The following is a 19,110-nucleotide window of genomic DNA, read 5'->3' on the forward strand; positions in this document are numbered from 1 at the left end:
TATTCTATACCCCACAAACACTTGAAGAGTCCGGCAGCTCATTACAGTTCCCATACTCTTCTAGCAAGGCATCATTCAAATACACATCCACGCTCTTGTCTGCACTAAATTTCACTCTGAGCCTAGAACCCTCACCCTGTACTTCAAAATCACCTGCTGTCGGGCAGTCATTATCGCTAAGTTGCATCACTTCATTGGTCTTTACGGTTACCCAGTTTCCAAGACAAGCTGTTTTAATGGAACCGTCTATAGAGACATTCACTTTGTTATCTACACGACTGAGGGTATAACGGTAGTTGTTAAATGCTATGTTCTCCTCACCTATCGTAGCTTCTCCTGTAGCCGTATAGCTGATCGTATCTGATGAGATCGTGTATGTGGTTGCAGATGTGGTGTAGTTCAACCCTTCACTGCTGATGCTGTACTCACTCATGGCATAGGTGATGACACCTGTTGATTCATTGTAAGACATTTGAATCTGACCGTTGATCGTAGTGTTTGCTTCCTGACAGTTATCATAAGTGATGGTAGAGACTCCCTCTGCATAACTTGAGCTGATGCTTCCACCTTCGCTGCAGCTGTATGAATCACCTGCTGAAATTGACTTGAGTGGCTCTTGACCCGGTACTGCTTTAAAGAGTGGTGCAGAGATCTTTGCTAGTCCGCCAGTGTTAGTGGAAATAGATGGTAGTTGTGGTGTGGTGATATCTATTGAATCGAAGAGTACTGCTGTAGCTTGTTTTTGATTACTGCCATCTATTTTCGTTAGAGATAGACTATCTTCTGTACTTGTATCACCACTGCTGCTACTTTCACCACAAGCTACTAGGATGAAGGATACCCCTAATGCTGTAATGATGGATAAGGTTTTCTTTTGTTTCATTTTTCTTTTTCCTTGTTGTTTTCTTTGACTTATTTATGTCGTATGTATAGGTTGAACATCTTTCGGTATGTAACAAACTAAGTTAAACATAGGCACGAGTTAAACTCAATTTGTTGATTAGATTATTAATTTCATTCATTGTTACTCTATAGTAACACTACTCTGGTATTTTTAAAACCTGTGGTTTATCAAAATCATGATGATAAAAAAGAACTTTGACATCTTTATACTTTTTTTTCAAACTTGCTGCTATCTCTAATAAGTTTCTTTGTATAAGTGCATGTTCAGATGTAATTCTCCCATGATATGGAAACATAAATGTAGGTACTTCACCGTATGAAATGGATACATCATAATATTTCTCATCACTTTTAGGGAAAGCGCCATTTTTTTGACGATTAGTTACATATAGATTTGCATAATTTTTTTTACTACATATTAATTGTCCATCCTCTATTGTCCCATCAATTTTACAATTTAATACTAATTTATTTTCTGCATATTCTCTGACATTATTTTTGATCTGTATAAATTCGCTATCATTTACATCAGAAATTGTGATTTTTGTACTTGATGCAACATTGTAGCATCCGTTCAACAGAAAAGCACTTATTATAGTTAATAGTAATTTTTGTTTCTTCATATAAAACCTCTTATTTTGTATTCATTCTCTCATTAACATATGTTATCGAATGACGTCCGAAATTACTCTTATCTGGCTGATAAAATGTTTCTCCGAATATAGTTCCTCCTACTTCAAGACCATATGGAATTTCATGTTGATTACCTAATGCAGTTGGTGCAAAAGTTGCATTTTGGAAGGAGGTTAATATTTCTCCTTTTACATAGTAATTATCGATCTGACTCGTAGGTAAATTAGCAATAAGGGATCTATTTATTCCCATAGCATTATATGTTTTTGCTTCTATACCTGTACGGGTTGAAGACAATGCAGCCAATCCTCCTCCAAGAGAATGTCCAGTCAATGCAGTATCCTTTCCTTTCATGGCATTATTAAATTTTTTAGCCGCAGTTAATGCTAATACAAATTGTTTAGGAAATTGTCCCAAAGCACTTGCTACATCTGTTCTTCCATCTCGCCAATCTTCTGTTCCAGCAAATGCTAAAGTTACTTCTCCGGTATTTGTGTTTCTATAAACACCTGCTTTAAATCCTGATGCCTCGTCTCTTAAATCTTGCGCTGAAAGCCCATAACTATTTAATTCTTTTTGATTCGAAACTTGTTGTAGATGCCTAGGCAACGCATCTGGATTATCTCCATATACATGTTCTGATATTGAAGCTCCATCATTATCTGTTAGCATTCCAGTTGGATCAATTAAATTTACAGGATTATTATAAGTATACATGTATAAGTTTATGTTTGCAGGGTTATAAACTCCATTATTCCCACCACCATTCATATAAGTTTCAAGTATCGGATCTGGAGATTGCCACACAGAGGTGCGAGGGTCATAATACCTTGCACCATAAAAAGAAAAAGAACACGCCATAACTCATTTTGACAGCTTTTATTATAACTGAATTTCTTTGACCTTTGACAGCACCCTGCCAACACTGTGACGCTACTCTGACAAGAGTGTGCCAATGTGCGACAGGTCTGGTTTGATCTTTCCTGTGTAATGTCTTCTATTCACATCATCCTGCATGTGTCCAAGTTGGTCAAGTATCCAATCATTAGGTAGCCCATATTGCTTATACAGTGTATTGCATGATCTTCTAAGTGTCTGCAGAGTTCCTCCGTTGATATGCGCTTTTTTACATACCCTTCTGATGGCAGCGGATATCTTGTTAGATCTCTTGTAGGGTGTCCCAAAGCGTGTAGTAAAGACGTATTCACTTCTCTTTTTAGTTAATTGAGCCTGATGCATTAGTGCCTCTTTTGCCTGTGGAAGCATATCAAGCACTCTGTTTCTTTTTGACTTTGGAATATCTTCATTTCCCTCTCTTGTTCTCTTGGAGATACTTATGGTATCTTCCTCAAAGTCAATATCACTCCATCTCAATGCGATAAGCTCTCCTGCACGTACCCCTGTGAATGCTACGAACTGGATGATATTGTGCAGCTGTCCGGTGGTATATTTCAGGAGCAACCTGATCTCTCTTTCCTTGAATACCTGTATCTCTTTTCTGATTACCTTTGGTGCCCTTACGACACTTAGAGGATTACTGGACATCAGTTCATCATAGACTGCGTATTTAAAAATGATATTGAGCGTACCTCTATAGTTGATTACGGTCTTGGGTGCCATATTGAAATTGTTCTGCCACCTTAGGATGTGGCTGGCTTTAATATCACCCAATGCCATAGAACCAAACGTTCTGCAAAGCTTTCTGAACCTGGACAGCTCTTCTCTTTGAGAGAACAGGTTACGGTAGTTCTTTGTGTTCTCAAGGATATGTTTCCCGTAGGTTCTAAAATTCTCCTCTGTGGCAGTAGGCATATCAAACCGTTCTTCATACAAATCCATGAAAGCGGTTTTTATCTGGCAAGTGTATTTGAGTATATTCCAGATCGTTGCTCTTTTCTTGGTAGAGAACCTATGCCGTTTGCCTTCGATCATGCCATCGAGTATGAGCATACCGTATGGATTGACAATGAGCTTCACTTTAATGTCTGATCCGTCATCTACTGGTTCTGACTTGATATAGCGTTTGAAAGCACACAGTTGTGTTGCTAAGCCTATCATCCATTTTGACTTTTCTGTGTTTGGGAAGTATTTCATCTTCTATCCTTTTTTAGGATAGTAAAACAGTGATACATTGCACAATGGCTAACAAAGAGTCCTGTGGCAATCTAAAGAAGCACTGATAAAATGCAAAATATATTGACAATATGTATCTTTTTTGATACACTTATGCATGAAAAAAATCAGTGCGCTCTTTTATGAAAACTCAAACGGCAAGAAACCTGTACGTGAATGGCTCTATTCTTTGGATGAAGAGGATAGGAAGGTCATAGGCAAGAATATCAAAACCGTGGAATACGGATGGCCTATAGGGATGCCGGTATGCAGAAAACTGGAAAGCAAACTCTATGAAGTGAGAAGCGATATCTCCAATAAAAGAATTGCAAGGGTTATTTTCACCGTGATAGATGAGTATATGATACTACTTCACGGATTTATCAAAAAGACGCAAAAGACACCTAAGCAGGACATTGATCTTGCATTGAAAAGAAAAAAGGATATTCAATGAAACTAACAAAAAATATGAAAAGTGATTTTGATGAGTTTTTAAAAGAAGAAGGTATCTATGAAGAAGTCAATGACACTGCCATCAAAAGAGTCATTGCCTATCAGATAGAACAGGAGATGAAAGCACAAAAGATCACTAAAACCAAAATGGCAGAGCTTATGCATACAAGCCGTGCAGTTGTGAACAGACTTTTAAATCCAGATAACGAATCATTGACTTTAAGTACTTTGGAATCTGCCACTACGGCATTAGGGAAAAGACTGAGCATTACGATCGTATAGACTTACACACCACAAACACTAGAAGAGTCCGGCAACTCATTACAGTTTCCATACTCTTCAACCAAAGCATCATTCAAATACACATCCACACTCTTATCAGAACTAAATTTCACTCTAAGTTTAGAATTATCACCCTGTACTTCTATATCTCCTGCTGTTGGACAGTCAGTATCGCTTAACTGCATTACTTCATTGGTTTTTACTGTTACCCAGTTACCTAGACAAGCTGTTTTAATGGAACCGTCTATTGAGATATTCACCTTGTTATCTACACGACTAAGTGTATAGCTGTAATTATCAAATGCCACGCTTTGTCCATCGATTGTTGCTTCACCTGTAGCAGTGTAACTGATAGTATCTGATGAGATCGTGTAAGTGGTCGCAGGAGTAGTGTAGTCTATTCCTTCGCTGATGATGCTGTACTCACTCATAGCATAAGTAATAACGCCTGTTGATTCGTTGTAGGACATTTTTACTTGACCGTTGATCGTAGTGTTTGCTTCCTGACAGTTATCATAGGTGATAGTAGAGATACCATCAGCATAGCCTGAACTGATACTTCCGCCTTCACTGCAGCTGTATGACTCACCTGCTGAAATTGACTTGAGTGGTTCTTGTGGTGATACTGCTTTGAATAGTGGTGCAGAGACCTTTGCTAATCCGCCTGCATCTGTTGAGATAGATGGTAGTTGTGGTGTGGTGATGTCTATCGAGTCAAAGAGTATAGCAGTAGCTTGTTTCTGGTTGCTATTGTCAATTGTTGCCAAAGAAAGGTTATTACTTTCACTTACTGTACTAGTACTTCCTCCTCCGCAAGCTGTGAGAATGAGGGATGTGCCTAGCGCTGTGATTAGGGTTAGAGGCTTACTTTGTTTCATTTTTCTTTTTCCTTGTTGTTTTTTGTTGGTTTCAACTTTATATGGGTTATACTTAGGAACAGATGGGACCAATTAAAAATTAATTTTCTCTATTCCTCTTACTTTTTATTTAACTCTATAGATTTATTCATTGCTTTTTTAAAAGCTTCATATAGTTCTGTATCAGAAGCATCTATCGGTACTATATAGCTTGGACCACTATAATACTCACCATCTTTATCAAGTTTCGTTGAACAAATATCATAATTGATACCATCATTAGTAAAAACACTCACAAGACTAGCATCGCTTTTAAAATTTTTATCTTTATTCAGTGGAAAAACTGTATTTTTGCAAATAGTATCACATTCTTTCTGCGTTAAATTCGATCTAGAAAAACTCATTGTTTCTTTAAATACTTCTGAAAATCGTTTGGCACTATCAAGCTGCTGTACTTTATGAGACAATACAGGAGCATGTGGTTGCATGTTGTAACTATTTCGCACTTCAGAATAAGGAACAAAATAAAAAGTCTCATTTTTGTATTGATATATATCAATGAATCTTCTATCTATGATTTCTGTAAGATCTGTATATGTTTCTGGATCAGATACTTTTAATATTTCCATATATTCTTCATCATTTATTAAACTATCTATGAATTTAGTATAGCTATCAGAAATTTTGATAAAGGTATCATCAATGTCATCATGATTCCAAAAATAAATACTCCCCCTAAAAGGCTCAGATAGCTTTATAACTACTTGATTTCCCCCATCATCACTCATAATGGCTAAATAATCCTTTTTAAAGTTAAAGCCATTTTCATAAGCGTCTTCGTTATATATTTCATAAGAATTTTCCAATGAAGCCCACTTTGGCTCATCAATAAGTCCATTAATTTCGTGAATATGTATATAGTCTATTTCATGCAGAGTACTATAAAAATTTTTATTCTCAAACTCACAACCATTATATTTAATAAGATATTCTCTATAGTCTTTAGGTAATTTCGTGCCTATTTTTCTTTCGAAACGTTCAAGCTTATCCATATCTATCTCACCATGTGGATTTGGTTTAATAATTTTATTTTTCATCTGATCATCTTTCTTTTAGATTCATTGTACTTACTTCTGGAGCCTCTAAGTTTGATGTAAATGGGGCACTTATTATACCAGTAACAACATCTCCTACAAAATTTCCCCAATCTTCTGCAGTTGCATTCTTAATTCCATTATATACATCTGCACTAGCAGTACTAACCCCGGCAGCTAGTGCTCCTGCTATCTTTCCAATTGACTTACCACCTGTATGTCCTGTTAAATCATGTGCAGCTGATTCAACTAACTGCATTCTTCCCTCATCTTGATGATGATGCCACTTATACCCTTTGGGTGTTTCTTTGAAGCCAGCTTTTTTGTTTGCATGCTTAGTGTAGTTACTTTTTTGTGAATTTGCCAAACCAATATTTATATCATTTTTTTGTCCCGGTTTTGTTTTGTAAAGATAGTTAGAAAAATCAGCAAAACCGTCTTTATCAAATGGAACCCCCGATTTATCATGAGTTTTCCCTGCCAAGGCCTTGTTTCTAGGTATTGTATGTTTCAATGCATGTTGATAAGCATCCATACCTTTTTCAAAAGATTTTGAAGCTTTTTCTGCTACTTTTTTCCATGATAATCCGTCCGGATCAATGAGGTTGACTGGATTATTTCTTGTATACGTATACAATTCTAAATTCTTCGGATTAAACACCCCATTGTTAGTCTGTCCAGACATATACTCATCTAGTATCGGATCAGGATTCTGCCACACAGAGGTGCGAGGGTCATAATATCTCGCTCCATACTCACTTAATCTTATATCATACGAGGATGCAAGTGGTTGTATATTTGCTTGCGAAACTGTAATAAAGGTAAGGAGAAGTAAAAGAAATTTTGTAAAGAATCTCATGCCTTTTTCCTTCTCTTTTTATAATTTTTATTTAATTTTTGTACAAGCCCAACTTATGTCATTGCTTTCAATTAAGTCTTTAAATGTATCATAGATTATTTTTTCAGTAATTATGTCTACAATAATCATGTCACTTGCACAAAAATATATACCATTAGCAGATTCACCCGATTTTTTATCTTTTTGCATTATATTTTTAATATTTTCTAACGTAAAAAAGGTTGCTGTGTAAACTTCGCCATTCTCTAAAATTAACTCTGCATCGATATTGCCATTAACTTTATCTATATGATCAATGCTACCTATAATATTTATTTCAAAATTCATAGTTCTACTTTCCAAATGTATTTAGTACTTCTTTAATAACTTTTGATTGGTTTGCTTTATTAGATTTGCCCAATATTTCAATACCCTGTTTTGTTTCTTTAAAATATACTCTAGCTCCATCTCTTGCTCTAGCCTCCGATAAACCTCTACCAATAGGCTTTGTACCTATTCCAGGGTTTTTGTTGCCTCTTGATAATTCCTTCACTAACTTATTAATACTACCTTGATGTGATTTCCCAGCAGCTTCTGCCTCCTTAACAAGCTTTGGATTTTCTTTAATCCTTGAAGTTATTTGTATCTTTGATTCTTGCTTATCCCTATCATTATTTTCATCATCACCACCATTACCTGGAGACATAGGTGTACCCAGAGAAATATCATTTGAAGAAGGGGCAGCCGTTGTGTGATTATCATTTGTATCCCCATTTGCATCTAATCCAGTCTCTGAAGTACCAGACATATTGTATTTTATATCATTAATTAAAGACTGTGTAGAATTTCTTACTGGCTCGCTTGTCGCAACTGCTCCTCCAGTAATACCTAATAATGCTAGACCTTCTGGTGAGCCAAAAAGGAATATTAATACGCCCGGGTTATTCCCATCTGGATCTACCAAGTTCACTGGATTGTTATAGGTATAAGTAAACAACCCTAAATTTTTAGGATTAAACACCCCGCCGTTTGTTTGCCCATTCATATACTCACCAATGATCGGATCTGGAGATTGCCACACAGAGGTGCGAGGGTCATAATACCTAGCACCGTAATAATACAATCCTGTAACTTCATCCAGCTCTTTGCCTGTAAACCTGTACGGTGTTACCTGAGTATTTGAGTGTTCATGAGCAAATGTTTCACCAAACGGAAAGTACTCTAAGTGTTCATACACTTCACCCTTCTCATCTGTCACAAAGCTTGAACTTCCTAAATGGTCAGGATGATAGAAGTACTGCTCTTTTTCATAAATGATCTTAGCCGGTTTATCCTTACCGCCTTTTCCATGTACAGTCTGAGACTCCTGCTTTGTAAGCTTCGTAGCAACTCTTTGGCTTCCTGCAAAGAAGTGCTTACTAGCCACTTCACCTTCACGTATCACAAAGTAAGGATTCACATAGAAGGTTTCACCTTGAGCACTTCGCTTGAGTGTTCTCTCTCCACCTGCATCATAGACATAGTAGCTGGTATGACCGTTATCGCTGACAGTAGTGATACGGTTCTCTTCATCCCATTCGATCACCCTATTGTTAGCATTTTGAGTATTTTCCCAACCCGTTTGATTACCATTTAGATCATAGGTGAATGTACGGTTACCGATCTTGGTAGGAGCATGCGGCTGTTTTTCTGTATGCTCATAAGTCCAGTCATAGGTAGTCTTTTGCTGCTCTATCCACTTGTCACCCTCATACGGCAATTTCTCATGAAGCTGTGTCTTGGACTTGATATTTCCGATCGTATCGTAACCCATCTCCAGGTTGTAACGGTACTGATGTCCTTGTCTTGCCGTCCATGATCCTTGTGCAGATGTCAACTGGTAAAGGTTATCATAGTTATAGCTCTGACTAGCCTCCCCACCAAAGAGCGAAGACCCTACAGGAACGGCAGCAGCATTAGCTACACCAAGGATGTTTTGCATATTGTCATAGCTGTAGCTGTTATCCATGAAGATCCGGTTTGCATCAGTTGCAATAATATTGCTCAGTCTTCTTCTCTCTTCTTCATAGCTGTATGTTGCTGTCGTATCGTTGGCATATTTTGTAAATACACGCTGACCGAACTTATCATATGTCATAGTCTTGAGGTAGTCATAAGTAAAGTCACCTTTAACACCCTGAAGACTACTCAATTTTCCACCACTGTCATAGTTGTGTGTAAGTACCTCTGTATCAGGGTATGTCAACTCTCTTAGACGGTTCCATGTATCATATCTGTACTGCGTCACATATGTCTTAGGCTCTGCACTTGTATAGGTAAAGAGCGTTCTTGTCTCTTTAGTCGTTTCACCCAGTTTACCGTATTCAAAGAGTCTCTCACCGCTTGCATCAATGATCTTCGTGATGCGTCCTGCATTAAGCGTACCAGGATTATTGCCGTATGTATAGGTAACATTATGATGCGTGTTATTCGGATAGTTGATATTTGTCAGACGGCTATAGTCATAGACATAACTTATCACTTTGCCTTGGGCTCTTAGGTTATCCGTGATCTTTTGTACGACATTGCCCGCATTATCATAGACGCTTTCTATCCATCCCGTATCAGGGTTGTTGATATGCGTACGGCGTCCTGCGATATCATAGATCGCCTGAGTGAGGTTCTCTTTATCATCTTTGACCTGAAGCAGTTCGTTGACTGCATTATAGATGTAGCTTGTCCAGATATCATCCTGCCCAACAAGTGGATTGTGCTGAAGTACAGAAGTGATACGCTCTCTAACATCTTTGAAGCTCTCAGCCATATAGCCGTTGGCATCTGTACTGAGTGTATGGAAACGTGTAACACCATCTCTGTCGGATCCAAAGCCGTAAGCATTGCTTAGTGTTGCTCCATCAGGCAGTGTGGTGAGCACTTTACGATCCAGAACATCGTAAGTAGTACGTGTTGGAGCGATGCCATCTACAGCTGTATTGAATACGCCTGCATTTCCGATTGATTCACTCACAGGATAATAGGTAGAAATAGTTCTTCCAAAACTATCAAATTTTACATGCCCTGAAACGCTCATACCATCCAGTGCGATACCGTCTTTATCATCATCAATCGCTGCATCTTTCTTGGTCTGAATGACTCTCATGAGACCATCAATAAAGGTTGCTGTATCAATAGTGTCGGTTTTCCCCTCATCATAATGCTGAGTAAGCGCATATGGTGTAGATGCATCAGGGAAGTAGCCGTGTGTGATCGTAGCTATACCCATACCTGCTTCAAGCGGTCCGGTGATCGTTTCGATTCTCCCTTTATCATCCAATGTCGTAATGATAGGCTGATTATTGATATCAGTCTGACTTGTTTGCGTACCAAATCTATAGTCATAGCCTGCCGTAGCCGTATACCCAAAGCTGTCACTCATAGATGTAGTATAAGTATGCACTACATCATCAAGTGTGTAACTTAGTGCATAACGTTGCCCCTTATGGTTTGGAGGATAGGTGATGCCAATAAGGTTACCGTACTGGTCGTAGTCCATATCAGAGATCAATGTCGTAGATCCTGTATTTACACGCACCTGTGTGACTGCACCGTAATCATCAATAGTCGCTTCTCTGTCTCTAAGAAGATTGCCTGCATCATCATAGATCTTGATAGTTGTCGGCACAGAAACAATATATTTTGCAAGATCCTGTGAATAGGTTACCGTTGCTGCCCAGTCATCAGTAGCGTCGCTGAACTCACCATAGTCATACTGGCTAATCACATTACCGTATTGGTCATACACGTATTCAACTGCTGTTTTCTGTCCAGCTTGATCGCTACCTTCATAATAGAGTGTCTGTGCCTGAACAAGCTGTGAGAATGTGATATGGTCGTCCTCTTTTTTCTGCTCATCTGTGAGGACATCGTCTGTGAAGATATTGATCGTATCATAAGCATTATGCTTCTCTACATAAAGCTTGTCTGCACCGTCTACCACTTTGGTGTAATCAAGCAATCCTTTTTCATAGTAGTTGTCATTGATGTAGTGGCTGACGTTCTTTCTATAAATTACATCACCGTTAGCCGTATCTATATCCGAGCTTGTTACCCACGCAAAACCGTAGAACTCACGCTCATGACGGTCGTAGTATCCATCAGCATATTCAAACTTCTGCTTCATCGTATCCGCACCGTCACCTACATGACCGTCAAATACTTCTACTTCACCTAGTACCCATTTGTGGTGAGGGTTTTCATAAGTGTTACCGCTTCTGTCATAATCGATCGTGATCTTCCCACCAAGCGGCCTGTTCACTGCTTTAAGAAGATTTGTTTTTCCGATTGTTGAGCTACTTACCCCAAGTTGGTCCACATTTGAAGACTGGAGGAAATCAAGGTATCCGTCACCATTGATATCCGTAAGTGTAGCTTCATCATGGCTGCTTCCTTGTCCGACAGAACCACCTGGGTTAAAACAGAGTTTGGCAACAACAACCGGTGGTACCAATGGAATACAATAAGTAAATGTCGCACTTGCATCCCCACTTTGACTTTCGCTCTCATAAAGTTCATTTGCACCATTCCAAACAACCTCAGATGTGAATCCATTACCGGTATTTAGTTTTGCTCTAATTTCACCACCAGAAACATACGTTTCATCGATCAATCCATCAGAGTTCAGGTCTGTAAGCGTATGCGTTTGTGAATTCTTCGAAGTAGCTATCGCTACACCTGCACCAATACTATAATTCCCTATATTGATACCGACTCCACCACCTTTAGACTCACTCTTTGTTTTATGAAGTTTTCCAAAGTCCCAGTCCTCAAGCGGAGTAAAGCTATATCCAAGGTTCAATGCAGCACGACCGTCTTTATAGAGACGATCAGGCAGTCCATCACCGTTAATATCCCTAAGATTATAATGCTGTTCATCGTTCGATTCACCTGTATTGCCTGAAATACCTGCATTTGGATCCTGTGTACTTACTGCCCAAATGTTGTTTTTACCACCGGTATCTATTTTACCTGTAGCGAATGTACCACCCAGCGTAAATGCTGTTGACTCCGTCTCATTATAGCTAGGGACACCATTGCTGTTAGCCACAGGCATAGCCTCCAGTCCACCTCTCATCGTTGTATACTGAACTTGATTGCTACCGATGATATCCGGATACCTGTCTCCGTTCATATCACTAAATTGAGTAAGTGTTTGGCTCTCTTGTTCATTTTTAGATGCACTACCACTGATACCGCCAAAACCACCGCCAAGCGACACACTATCACCTTTGGTCTTTACAACTTGGTTGATACCACGAATTGGAACAGTACCTCCTGATGACGGTATAAAATTCTCTTCAACTAAATATTTCAATCCAAATCTTGAAGAACTAGTCACCGTACTGTTTATCATCGTTGAAGGATCCATACCTTGCCAAATACCAACATCGGCTCTTGGAATCATTGGTACCAGGATAGACTTTGCCGGATCATAACCCTGACTATCTAAAGCATTTTTTAGAGAAACTTCATCAGTTGCTGCACCAATTACACTACTATCTGTTGTTTGCATTAAAGCGGTATCAAATTTTAATTCCGACTCAATAATCGGATGATCTGCCCGACTCTCATTACCATTATAAACAAACTGCCCCCAGTTTCTATACATTGGACCAAACTTTATCTCATTGTTTATACTATAAAGACCAGCTTGTCTATGTGTAATCACACCATCTTGCTCTACTTGGACCTCTGTATGTCCTATAAGTAAAGTAGCCAAATTTGGATTGCCTGTATGGTATTCAAGATAAAGCCCTTCATTTTGTGAAGGCGTTAAAGTAAATGAAGTTGCCGGCGTAACAAGTATCCCATTTACATAACGTAAAGTCTGTTTTGCGAGGAGTGTGCCTTCCTTCTTGACAGAGAAAGTAACATTACCATTTGCTGTAGGTATATTCTGCAGTTGTGGTGTAATCAGTACTGAAGATGATGAAGTAGGCACCCATAAAGGTGTCTTATTATATATCTTGCTATATGGATTTAACATTGCAGTTGATTGAATAACAAGCTGATAATTTCCTTCTGCATCAACTACACTGATTGCTGGGTCACTTGCTTGAGTATATGTAACTGTAGGTTTCCAACTAATCTTTGCCCAATCCACATTGGTGTCTGCATAAACTTCAAAGCGGTAACTTTGCCCTTGGCTTACACTTTGGGTAAGATTAATATTTTTACTTACTGCCCCATTTCCTGTATTTTCCTGCCAGATGACTGTTGAATTGCCTGCTGTATCAACTTTAAGTAAACGCAATATTACATCATCACTCGTTGCAGATTTACCAAAAGTACTTGCTATCGATACTGTACCATTAATTGGCATTGCAATATCATAGCCTGAAAGTACAAAGTCTTGGCTAATATCAAAACTATAATGAGGTAGATGGTTGGCATCTGTACTTTGGATCTTATCGGTATAAACAATCTTCGGTGACCATGCTACAGTATCGTACATTCCGTCAAATACCGATTGAACACGGAAGTAAATACGATCGCCTTTAACTACAGATATGGCATTTACACCCTGTGGTGTCTTGATTGTATAATCTTCAGCAGTGATCCTCGTGTTCCATAGCTCTACCCCTTTATGCTGAATAGCTACACGTACACCGTCTGCCGTAGCATAAGAAGCTCTTTCATCACTTGCATCTTCCACTAAATGTACAGGGGCCGTGATAGAGACCGTACCAGACTCCGGAGCTTCCCATACTCTTACTGTATCATGCAATGGATTTTCTATCTCAAGTTGTGCAAGTTGGGCCGGGGTTTGTGGTTCTATCCATCCTCCTGCACTTAATTGTCCGCTCTCATCAATAGGGTTAGGAGTATCACTGCTTGAAGTGGTGAACGTCGGGACTCCAACTACATTGAGTTTATTAAAGTAGACAACCCCTCTAGATACAATATCGATAAGTCCATCACCATTCACATCAGAGAAATAAATGTCTGTGACCGTGGTGCTACTGCTTTTGTTGTATCCTGCAAAGATGCCAAAGTGCGCTTCTGCCCCTCTGTTGGATGCACTGGTTCTACTGTGGTGGAATGCATTGACACCAGAAATCGACTTTACTGGTGCGAAGCTCTCTATTCCTTCTTTCGTAAGATTCTTTCTATACCCAAGTGCTCCACCGCTAATAACAACCTGGTCAGGCAATGCATCACCATCGATATCTACCATTGCAAGTGTTCCATCACTCTCTGATTCACTAGAGCCTACTTTGCCGCCTACAGAAACCTCTTTAGTCGAAAAGCTTACAGGCGCACCATATGTTATAGACATATGTACCGTACTATTTTCTGTTTTTGCTCCACTGAGCGCAGATACATCATCAGGCAGGCTTGAAGAGATAATACTCTTTTGAGAAGATGCTGATGTAGTTTGAGGCAGAACATTTTGAGAAGGAGTTGCTGTAGATGATGTGAGTGCACTTGATGAAGTTGACTGCCCAGTAGCCTTTTGCTCTGTGCTTTCTGTATCGGACGTAGTACCCGATGTATCTTCTTGTAGGGATGCTGCCAATGCCGATGCTAAAGCAGTATTTGCTGCCTGAAGCTGATCTATTTGCACTTCATCCGTACTCTCTTTACCTGATGCATCATAGTAGAACTCTTCCCAGCCACGATAATATGTTTCATCCATGTTTTTAGGAGTATCAAAAAGTCCTAGTGTATCGACCGAAACAACTGCCCCGTTTGACGTAACCTTCGGAGTCCATAGTGCTACTTGTGCATCAGAGAAATTTCCTGAATAGTGATACTCAAAGTAAATTCTCTCTCCCTGCTTGACTTCAAGCGTTAACCGGTCATGTGCATCGACTACACCTTCACTGATCGTAATATTTTGCTGTGCAAGGAGTTTTCCGTCAGATTTGACCGTGAAGTGTACAACTCCTGTATCACTAAAGGCATCCGGTATATTTGCTTCAATACCCAGTGTCGTATCAGAAGGTGCTTCCCATCCAAAACTGTTTTTAACCGCATGCTGTACGGTATAAAGCGCAGCCATTTCACCCTCATAGGATGCTTTATCGATCTGTCCGAGAACAACACGGTCCACGAAGCTTTTCTCTATTTTATTGTACGTAACACTCGGGTCCCATTTGATCGATTTGAAATCAACGTTACTTTTTGTCTGAACCAACGCAAGGAATCTATCGTTTGCATCTACTTCAATAGACGATAGATCCGGTTTAAAAGAGGCTGTCTGATCTGCACCGTATGTTTGCTCCCAAACCACACTGTTTTTACCTTCTCCATCGAATTTGATAAGTGAGAAAATAACGTCATCCGTAGTGGCGGGCTTTGTGATCTCACCTGAAACATTCAGACTGCCTTTGGAAGGTACCTCCAAGGCAATTCCCTCCGGTAAAGAGTCCAGGCTTGCATTGTAGCTGTACAACGGGAGCCTGTTAGCATCTTTAATCCCTTTTGGCTTATCTGTATAGGTAACGGATGGATTCCAAGAGACGATATCATAAGCACTGTCCTGAAGCGTCTGTATTCTAAAGAGAATTTTATCCCCTTCATTGACGGTAATATTTTCTGTACCTGAAGGAGTTTTTACACTGTAGTCATTTTCTTCTATAAGAGCGCTCCACACTTCTCCCTCTTCATGTTGGATCGCAACACGTACACCATCCGAAGTTTCATACGCAGCCCTAGCTTCACTGGCATCTTCTAATAGTGCAACCGGTGCGTTAATGTTAATGACACCGTCAAACGGTGCTCTCCATACACGTACATGATCAAGCGTACCATCTGTACTGGCAGGATAGATAATCTCAGCCACTCCTTCAGTAGCCGTCTGTGCCAATATGGATGAAGTGTCCTCTTGAGAAACCACTACCTGATCACGTTCAAATCCGTTATTCTCTTTACTTTGATGGAAAAGAGAATCGCCGTGGGTAAGGATGCCCTCAATATCAAGCTGCACACGTGAAGTTTCATTTGCATGATTTATCGCATTCATCAAACCATTGATATTGACATTGACTGCATCAATCAGATCATTCTCAGGTGGTGTGATCACAGGAGTCGGTACTGTAGTGCCTCCCGGAGGAATAGTAGGTGTATCCGGTACGGATGTAGAATCTTCATCTTCAGGCGGTGTTGCTTCACCAATCCAGTACTTCGGTGCTTCATAAGCAATATACTTACCGTTAGCATCCCTCACTTCATCAAAGTACTCGAAGTTATGTGTATTAAAGTGTTCTCCTGCTGCATCAAACTGCTTGATCTGTGAAAGCAGTGTCTTTTCAAAGGCACCTTTGGTGTAAACAAACTCATATGAACGGAATGCAGTGCCCTGGAACTTTACCTGTATTTTTCTAAGAAGATCAGCTGTTACACGCTTGAATCCAAGCCTTGCATCGATTGAAACATCGCTTCTTCTATCTTCCTGCAAATCTCTGTCACGGATAAATGTCACATCATATGCACCGCTGTCACCGTTAAATCCAGTGTAGTTGATATTACTCACATAGAGCTGGTATCCAGGTACCGTTCCTTCATCTTTACGTACTCCGGTATCTTGCACTTTAGTATAGCTGTATGTGATCGTATTCCCGTAAACATCAATTGATTGTGTCAGTGCCCAGTGTGAGATATCGCCATCTGCGTTGGTAAGCACAGCATCATTATCCACACCTGTACCGTTACCACCATAATAACTTTTTGTACCGTTCTTAGCTGTCACTTCCCACCAGTAATTACTTGGTTTATCACCGTGTCTGATGATCTTATTAAATGACCCTTCTACCCTTGGATGAAATACTTTTTCAGCTGTTCTTGGTATCGGAGCACTCCTATGTGCCATAGGACTAAGCTGCTGTCCACCTATCGTATAGGTTTCCGTCTCATCTTTACTGTTATATCTTGGCACACCCCAGCGTGTATCAATTCCGATACTTGGCGTAGAGAGGTTCCATCCAAGTCCCATCCATGAATTCGAAGCACCCGAACTGTAACTTACGCCAAGCTGCGGCGCCATCCCCTGTCTTCCTGCAGGGATCTCAATAGGATAAGAGAGTTGTGCATCACCCATACTAGAAGCTTTAGGCGCTTCTATTAGATTGATCTTTGCACCAGGATTGGCTACTTTAAGATCTTTGATCTGTGTCGCGCCGTAGGCTTTTGCCTGTGGTGCATCGGGTGTTTGTATAACGGCATTGATCATATCTGTGAAGTGATCTGTTTTAGAGGTGATCACACCTGCTGCACTTGCTACTTTTGGAAGCGGCATCCAACGTCCTGCCTCTTCATCGAAGAAGTAAGTCTTGACATCTTTGGCGCTTGTTCCTTTAGGAAGTTTACTCTCATCGTATGCGATTTCAAGATTGTTCTCTTTATCAAACTTGATACCGTGAGGCAAGAAACGATATCCCTCTGCATCTCCTTTAGTAACGTTAACCATACCCTGGTCAAGTTCTGGAAGATCACGTGTATTAAGGCTCAAGACCTTGATGTCTTTTTTTGTCTGTAGTGCTTCTCTTTTAATATTGAGCTTTGCTGTTTTGAACGCTACTTCTGCTCCCGTTTCAGCGGCTACTATATATGTTTTACCTCTGCTATCAGCATTTTTATCATTGAGAAGCTTGACTGCGTTTGTACTAAGCTGTACGGTTTTGCTTTTAGGTTCATACAAAGCAAAGTTTGTATTGATAGAAAGGGTTTTGGTAAGGGTTTTTCCATTTGAAAACTTAGCGACTACCTTTACATCTTTTGTGCTGTCTGCTTTCACCAGTGTTTCAAATGAACCTAAAGTACTTTTAACCTCTTTTCCGTCTACCGTGATCTTAGGTGATTCATTTTTATCTGATGTGACAAAACCTCTTACATACGCATAGTCACCATAGTAAAGCCCTGTTTGCGGTTGGAATGCTACAAGTTCAGGAGAAGTATCTTTTGATTGAATGTTGTCATTGAGTGTTAAAGAGAGTTTAATGTTTTTGATCTGATATGGTATAGGCAGGTCACCTTTCTCATGAGGAATGAACCGGATCTTGTTGGTACCGGCTTTAAGCCATTGAGGGTTGATCTCTTCAGTTACCTCTGTGCTCTTAGCCTGTTTTAGTGTAGGTGCGCTTGCCTGTACCAGTAATCCTCCCTGTGCCAATTCGTCATTGATCGCACGGATAACACTTGCTCCTCCGGTGACACCTGAAACTTCATAGCTCAATACGGCTTTTTCTATCTGTTCTGGCTGATATGCGATATCCATGGAGAAGGTACCGTTTTTTCTTAGATTTGCATCTGTACTAAGTACGGCCGTTTGCTCTTTTGCTTGATAGACTCTTTGGCTATCAAGCTGCACTCCGGCATCTGGGGTAAGAACAGTTTTTACAACGGTGTTAAGTTTAGTTCCTTCCTCAGTTTCAAATCTAATTTCTGCCAAACCTTTTGGTAAACTTTTTAAAGGGTTCAATGTCAATCTAATAGCATCAGTATCAACTATCTGTTTGAATGCAAAAGTATTCCAATCATTATCAAGGTTTGCTAATGATTGCGTATTCCATGAAGTTGCTGTTTCCCATAAACCATTGACTTTATATTCAACTGCAACCTGATAGTCACTTGATCCAAAGACGCTCATGCTTTTTAAAGAAACATCTTTAGAGAAAACTCTCTCAATTAAAACACTTTCTTGTAATGTATATAAAGTGTCTGTATCTTGATCGAATAACGAGGCATCTTCTTGCCCGTTCATATGGTACGATTTTATAAAGGCCTGTTCATTTAGATATTGTATATGTGTACTAGTATGTGTCGCTGCTTCTACAAAGCTAACTGTACTGGAAAATAAAAACAATGATGCGATCATAGGTGAAATAACAGGAGAGAGCTTTTTCATAAATTTGAACATTCTAAACCTTTATAATAATTACGTAACTATTTTTCTTTTAAG

11 protein-coding genes are annotated in these 19,110 nt (G+C 39.6%); 2 read left to right on the forward strand and 9 right to left on the reverse strand.

Features of this window, described 5'->3' with window-relative positions; translation table 11 throughout:
• Positions 1-4: 4 nt before the first annotated feature.
• From LDM98_RS03710 to LDM98_RS03725, 4 genes are all read right to left on the reverse strand, one after another.
• The gene (locus LDM98_RS03710) at positions 5-883 is read right to left on the reverse strand and encodes a hypothetical protein (protein WP_223897997.1); all 879 of its coding nucleotides are present in this window, start codon (positions 881-883) and stop codon (positions 5-7) included.
• Between the two features lie 157 nt (positions 884-1,040).
• On the reverse strand, positions 1,041-1,526 hold the full coding sequence (locus tag LDM98_RS03715) for a hypothetical protein (protein ID WP_223897998.1): 486 nt from the start codon (positions 1,524-1,526) through the stop codon (positions 1,041-1,043).
• Positions 1,527-1,536: 10 nt separating this feature from the next.
• Entirely contained in the window at positions 1,537-2,397 is an 861-nt protein-coding gene (locus LDM98_RS03720) for an RHS repeat-associated core domain-containing protein (RefSeq protein WP_223897999.1), read from the reverse strand.
• 72 nt (positions 2,398-2,469) lie between these two features.
• The gene (locus tag LDM98_RS03725; protein WP_223898000.1) at positions 2,470-3,630 is read right to left on the reverse strand and encodes a tyrosine-type recombinase/integrase; all 1,161 of its coding nucleotides are present in this window, start codon (positions 3,628-3,630) and stop codon (positions 2,470-2,472) included.
• Positions 3,631-3,766: 136 nt separating this feature from the next.
• Between LDM98_RS03725 and LDM98_RS03730 the strand changes: the two genes are divergently transcribed.
• Entirely contained in the window at positions 3,767-4,102 is a 336-nt protein-coding gene (locus tag LDM98_RS03730; RefSeq protein WP_223898001.1) for a type II toxin-antitoxin system RelE/ParE family toxin, read from the forward strand.
• A complete protein-coding gene (locus LDM98_RS03735) occupies positions 4,099-4,383 on the forward strand; it encodes an XRE family transcriptional regulator (RefSeq protein ID WP_223898002.1) in 285 nt (94 codons plus the stop codon). Before LDM98_RS03730 ends, LDM98_RS03735 begins: the two co-directional genes overlap by 4 nt.
• 2 nt (positions 4,384-4,385) lie before the next feature.
• On the opposite strand, the gene LDM98_RS03740 is transcribed toward LDM98_RS03735, so the two are convergent.
• The 5 genes from LDM98_RS03740 to LDM98_RS03760 form a co-directional block, all read right to left on the reverse strand.
• The gene (locus tag LDM98_RS03740) at positions 4,386-5,261 is read right to left on the reverse strand and encodes a hypothetical protein (protein WP_223898003.1); all 876 of its coding nucleotides are present in this window, start codon (positions 5,259-5,261) and stop codon (positions 4,386-4,388) included.
• A 98-nt stretch (positions 5,262-5,359) separates the two neighbouring features.
• Entirely contained in the window at positions 5,360-6,337 is a 978-nt protein-coding gene (locus LDM98_RS03745; RefSeq protein WP_223898004.1) for an SMI1/KNR4 family protein, read from the reverse strand.
• A 4-nt stretch (positions 6,338-6,341) separates the two neighbouring features.
• Positions 6,342-7,193, reverse strand: a complete 852-nt coding sequence (locus LDM98_RS03750) for an HNH endonuclease (RefSeq protein WP_223898005.1) — start codon at positions 7,191-7,193, stop codon at positions 6,342-6,344.
• Between the two features lie 27 nt (positions 7,194-7,220).
• A complete protein-coding gene (locus tag LDM98_RS03755) occupies positions 7,221-7,520 on the reverse strand; it encodes a hypothetical protein (RefSeq protein ID WP_223898006.1) in 300 nt (99 codons plus the stop codon).
• Between the two features lie 4 nt (positions 7,521-7,524).
• A complete protein-coding gene (locus LDM98_RS03760; RefSeq protein ID WP_223898007.1) occupies positions 7,525-19,068 on the reverse strand; it encodes a SpvB/TcaC N-terminal domain-containing protein in 11,544 nt (3,847 codons plus the stop codon).
• Between the last annotated feature and the right edge of the window lie 42 nt (positions 19,069-19,110).

This window comes from Sulfurovum sp. TSL1 (assembly GCF_019972135.1).
Taxonomy (GTDB): domain Bacteria; phylum Campylobacterota; class Campylobacteria; order Campylobacterales; family Sulfurovaceae; genus Sulfurovum.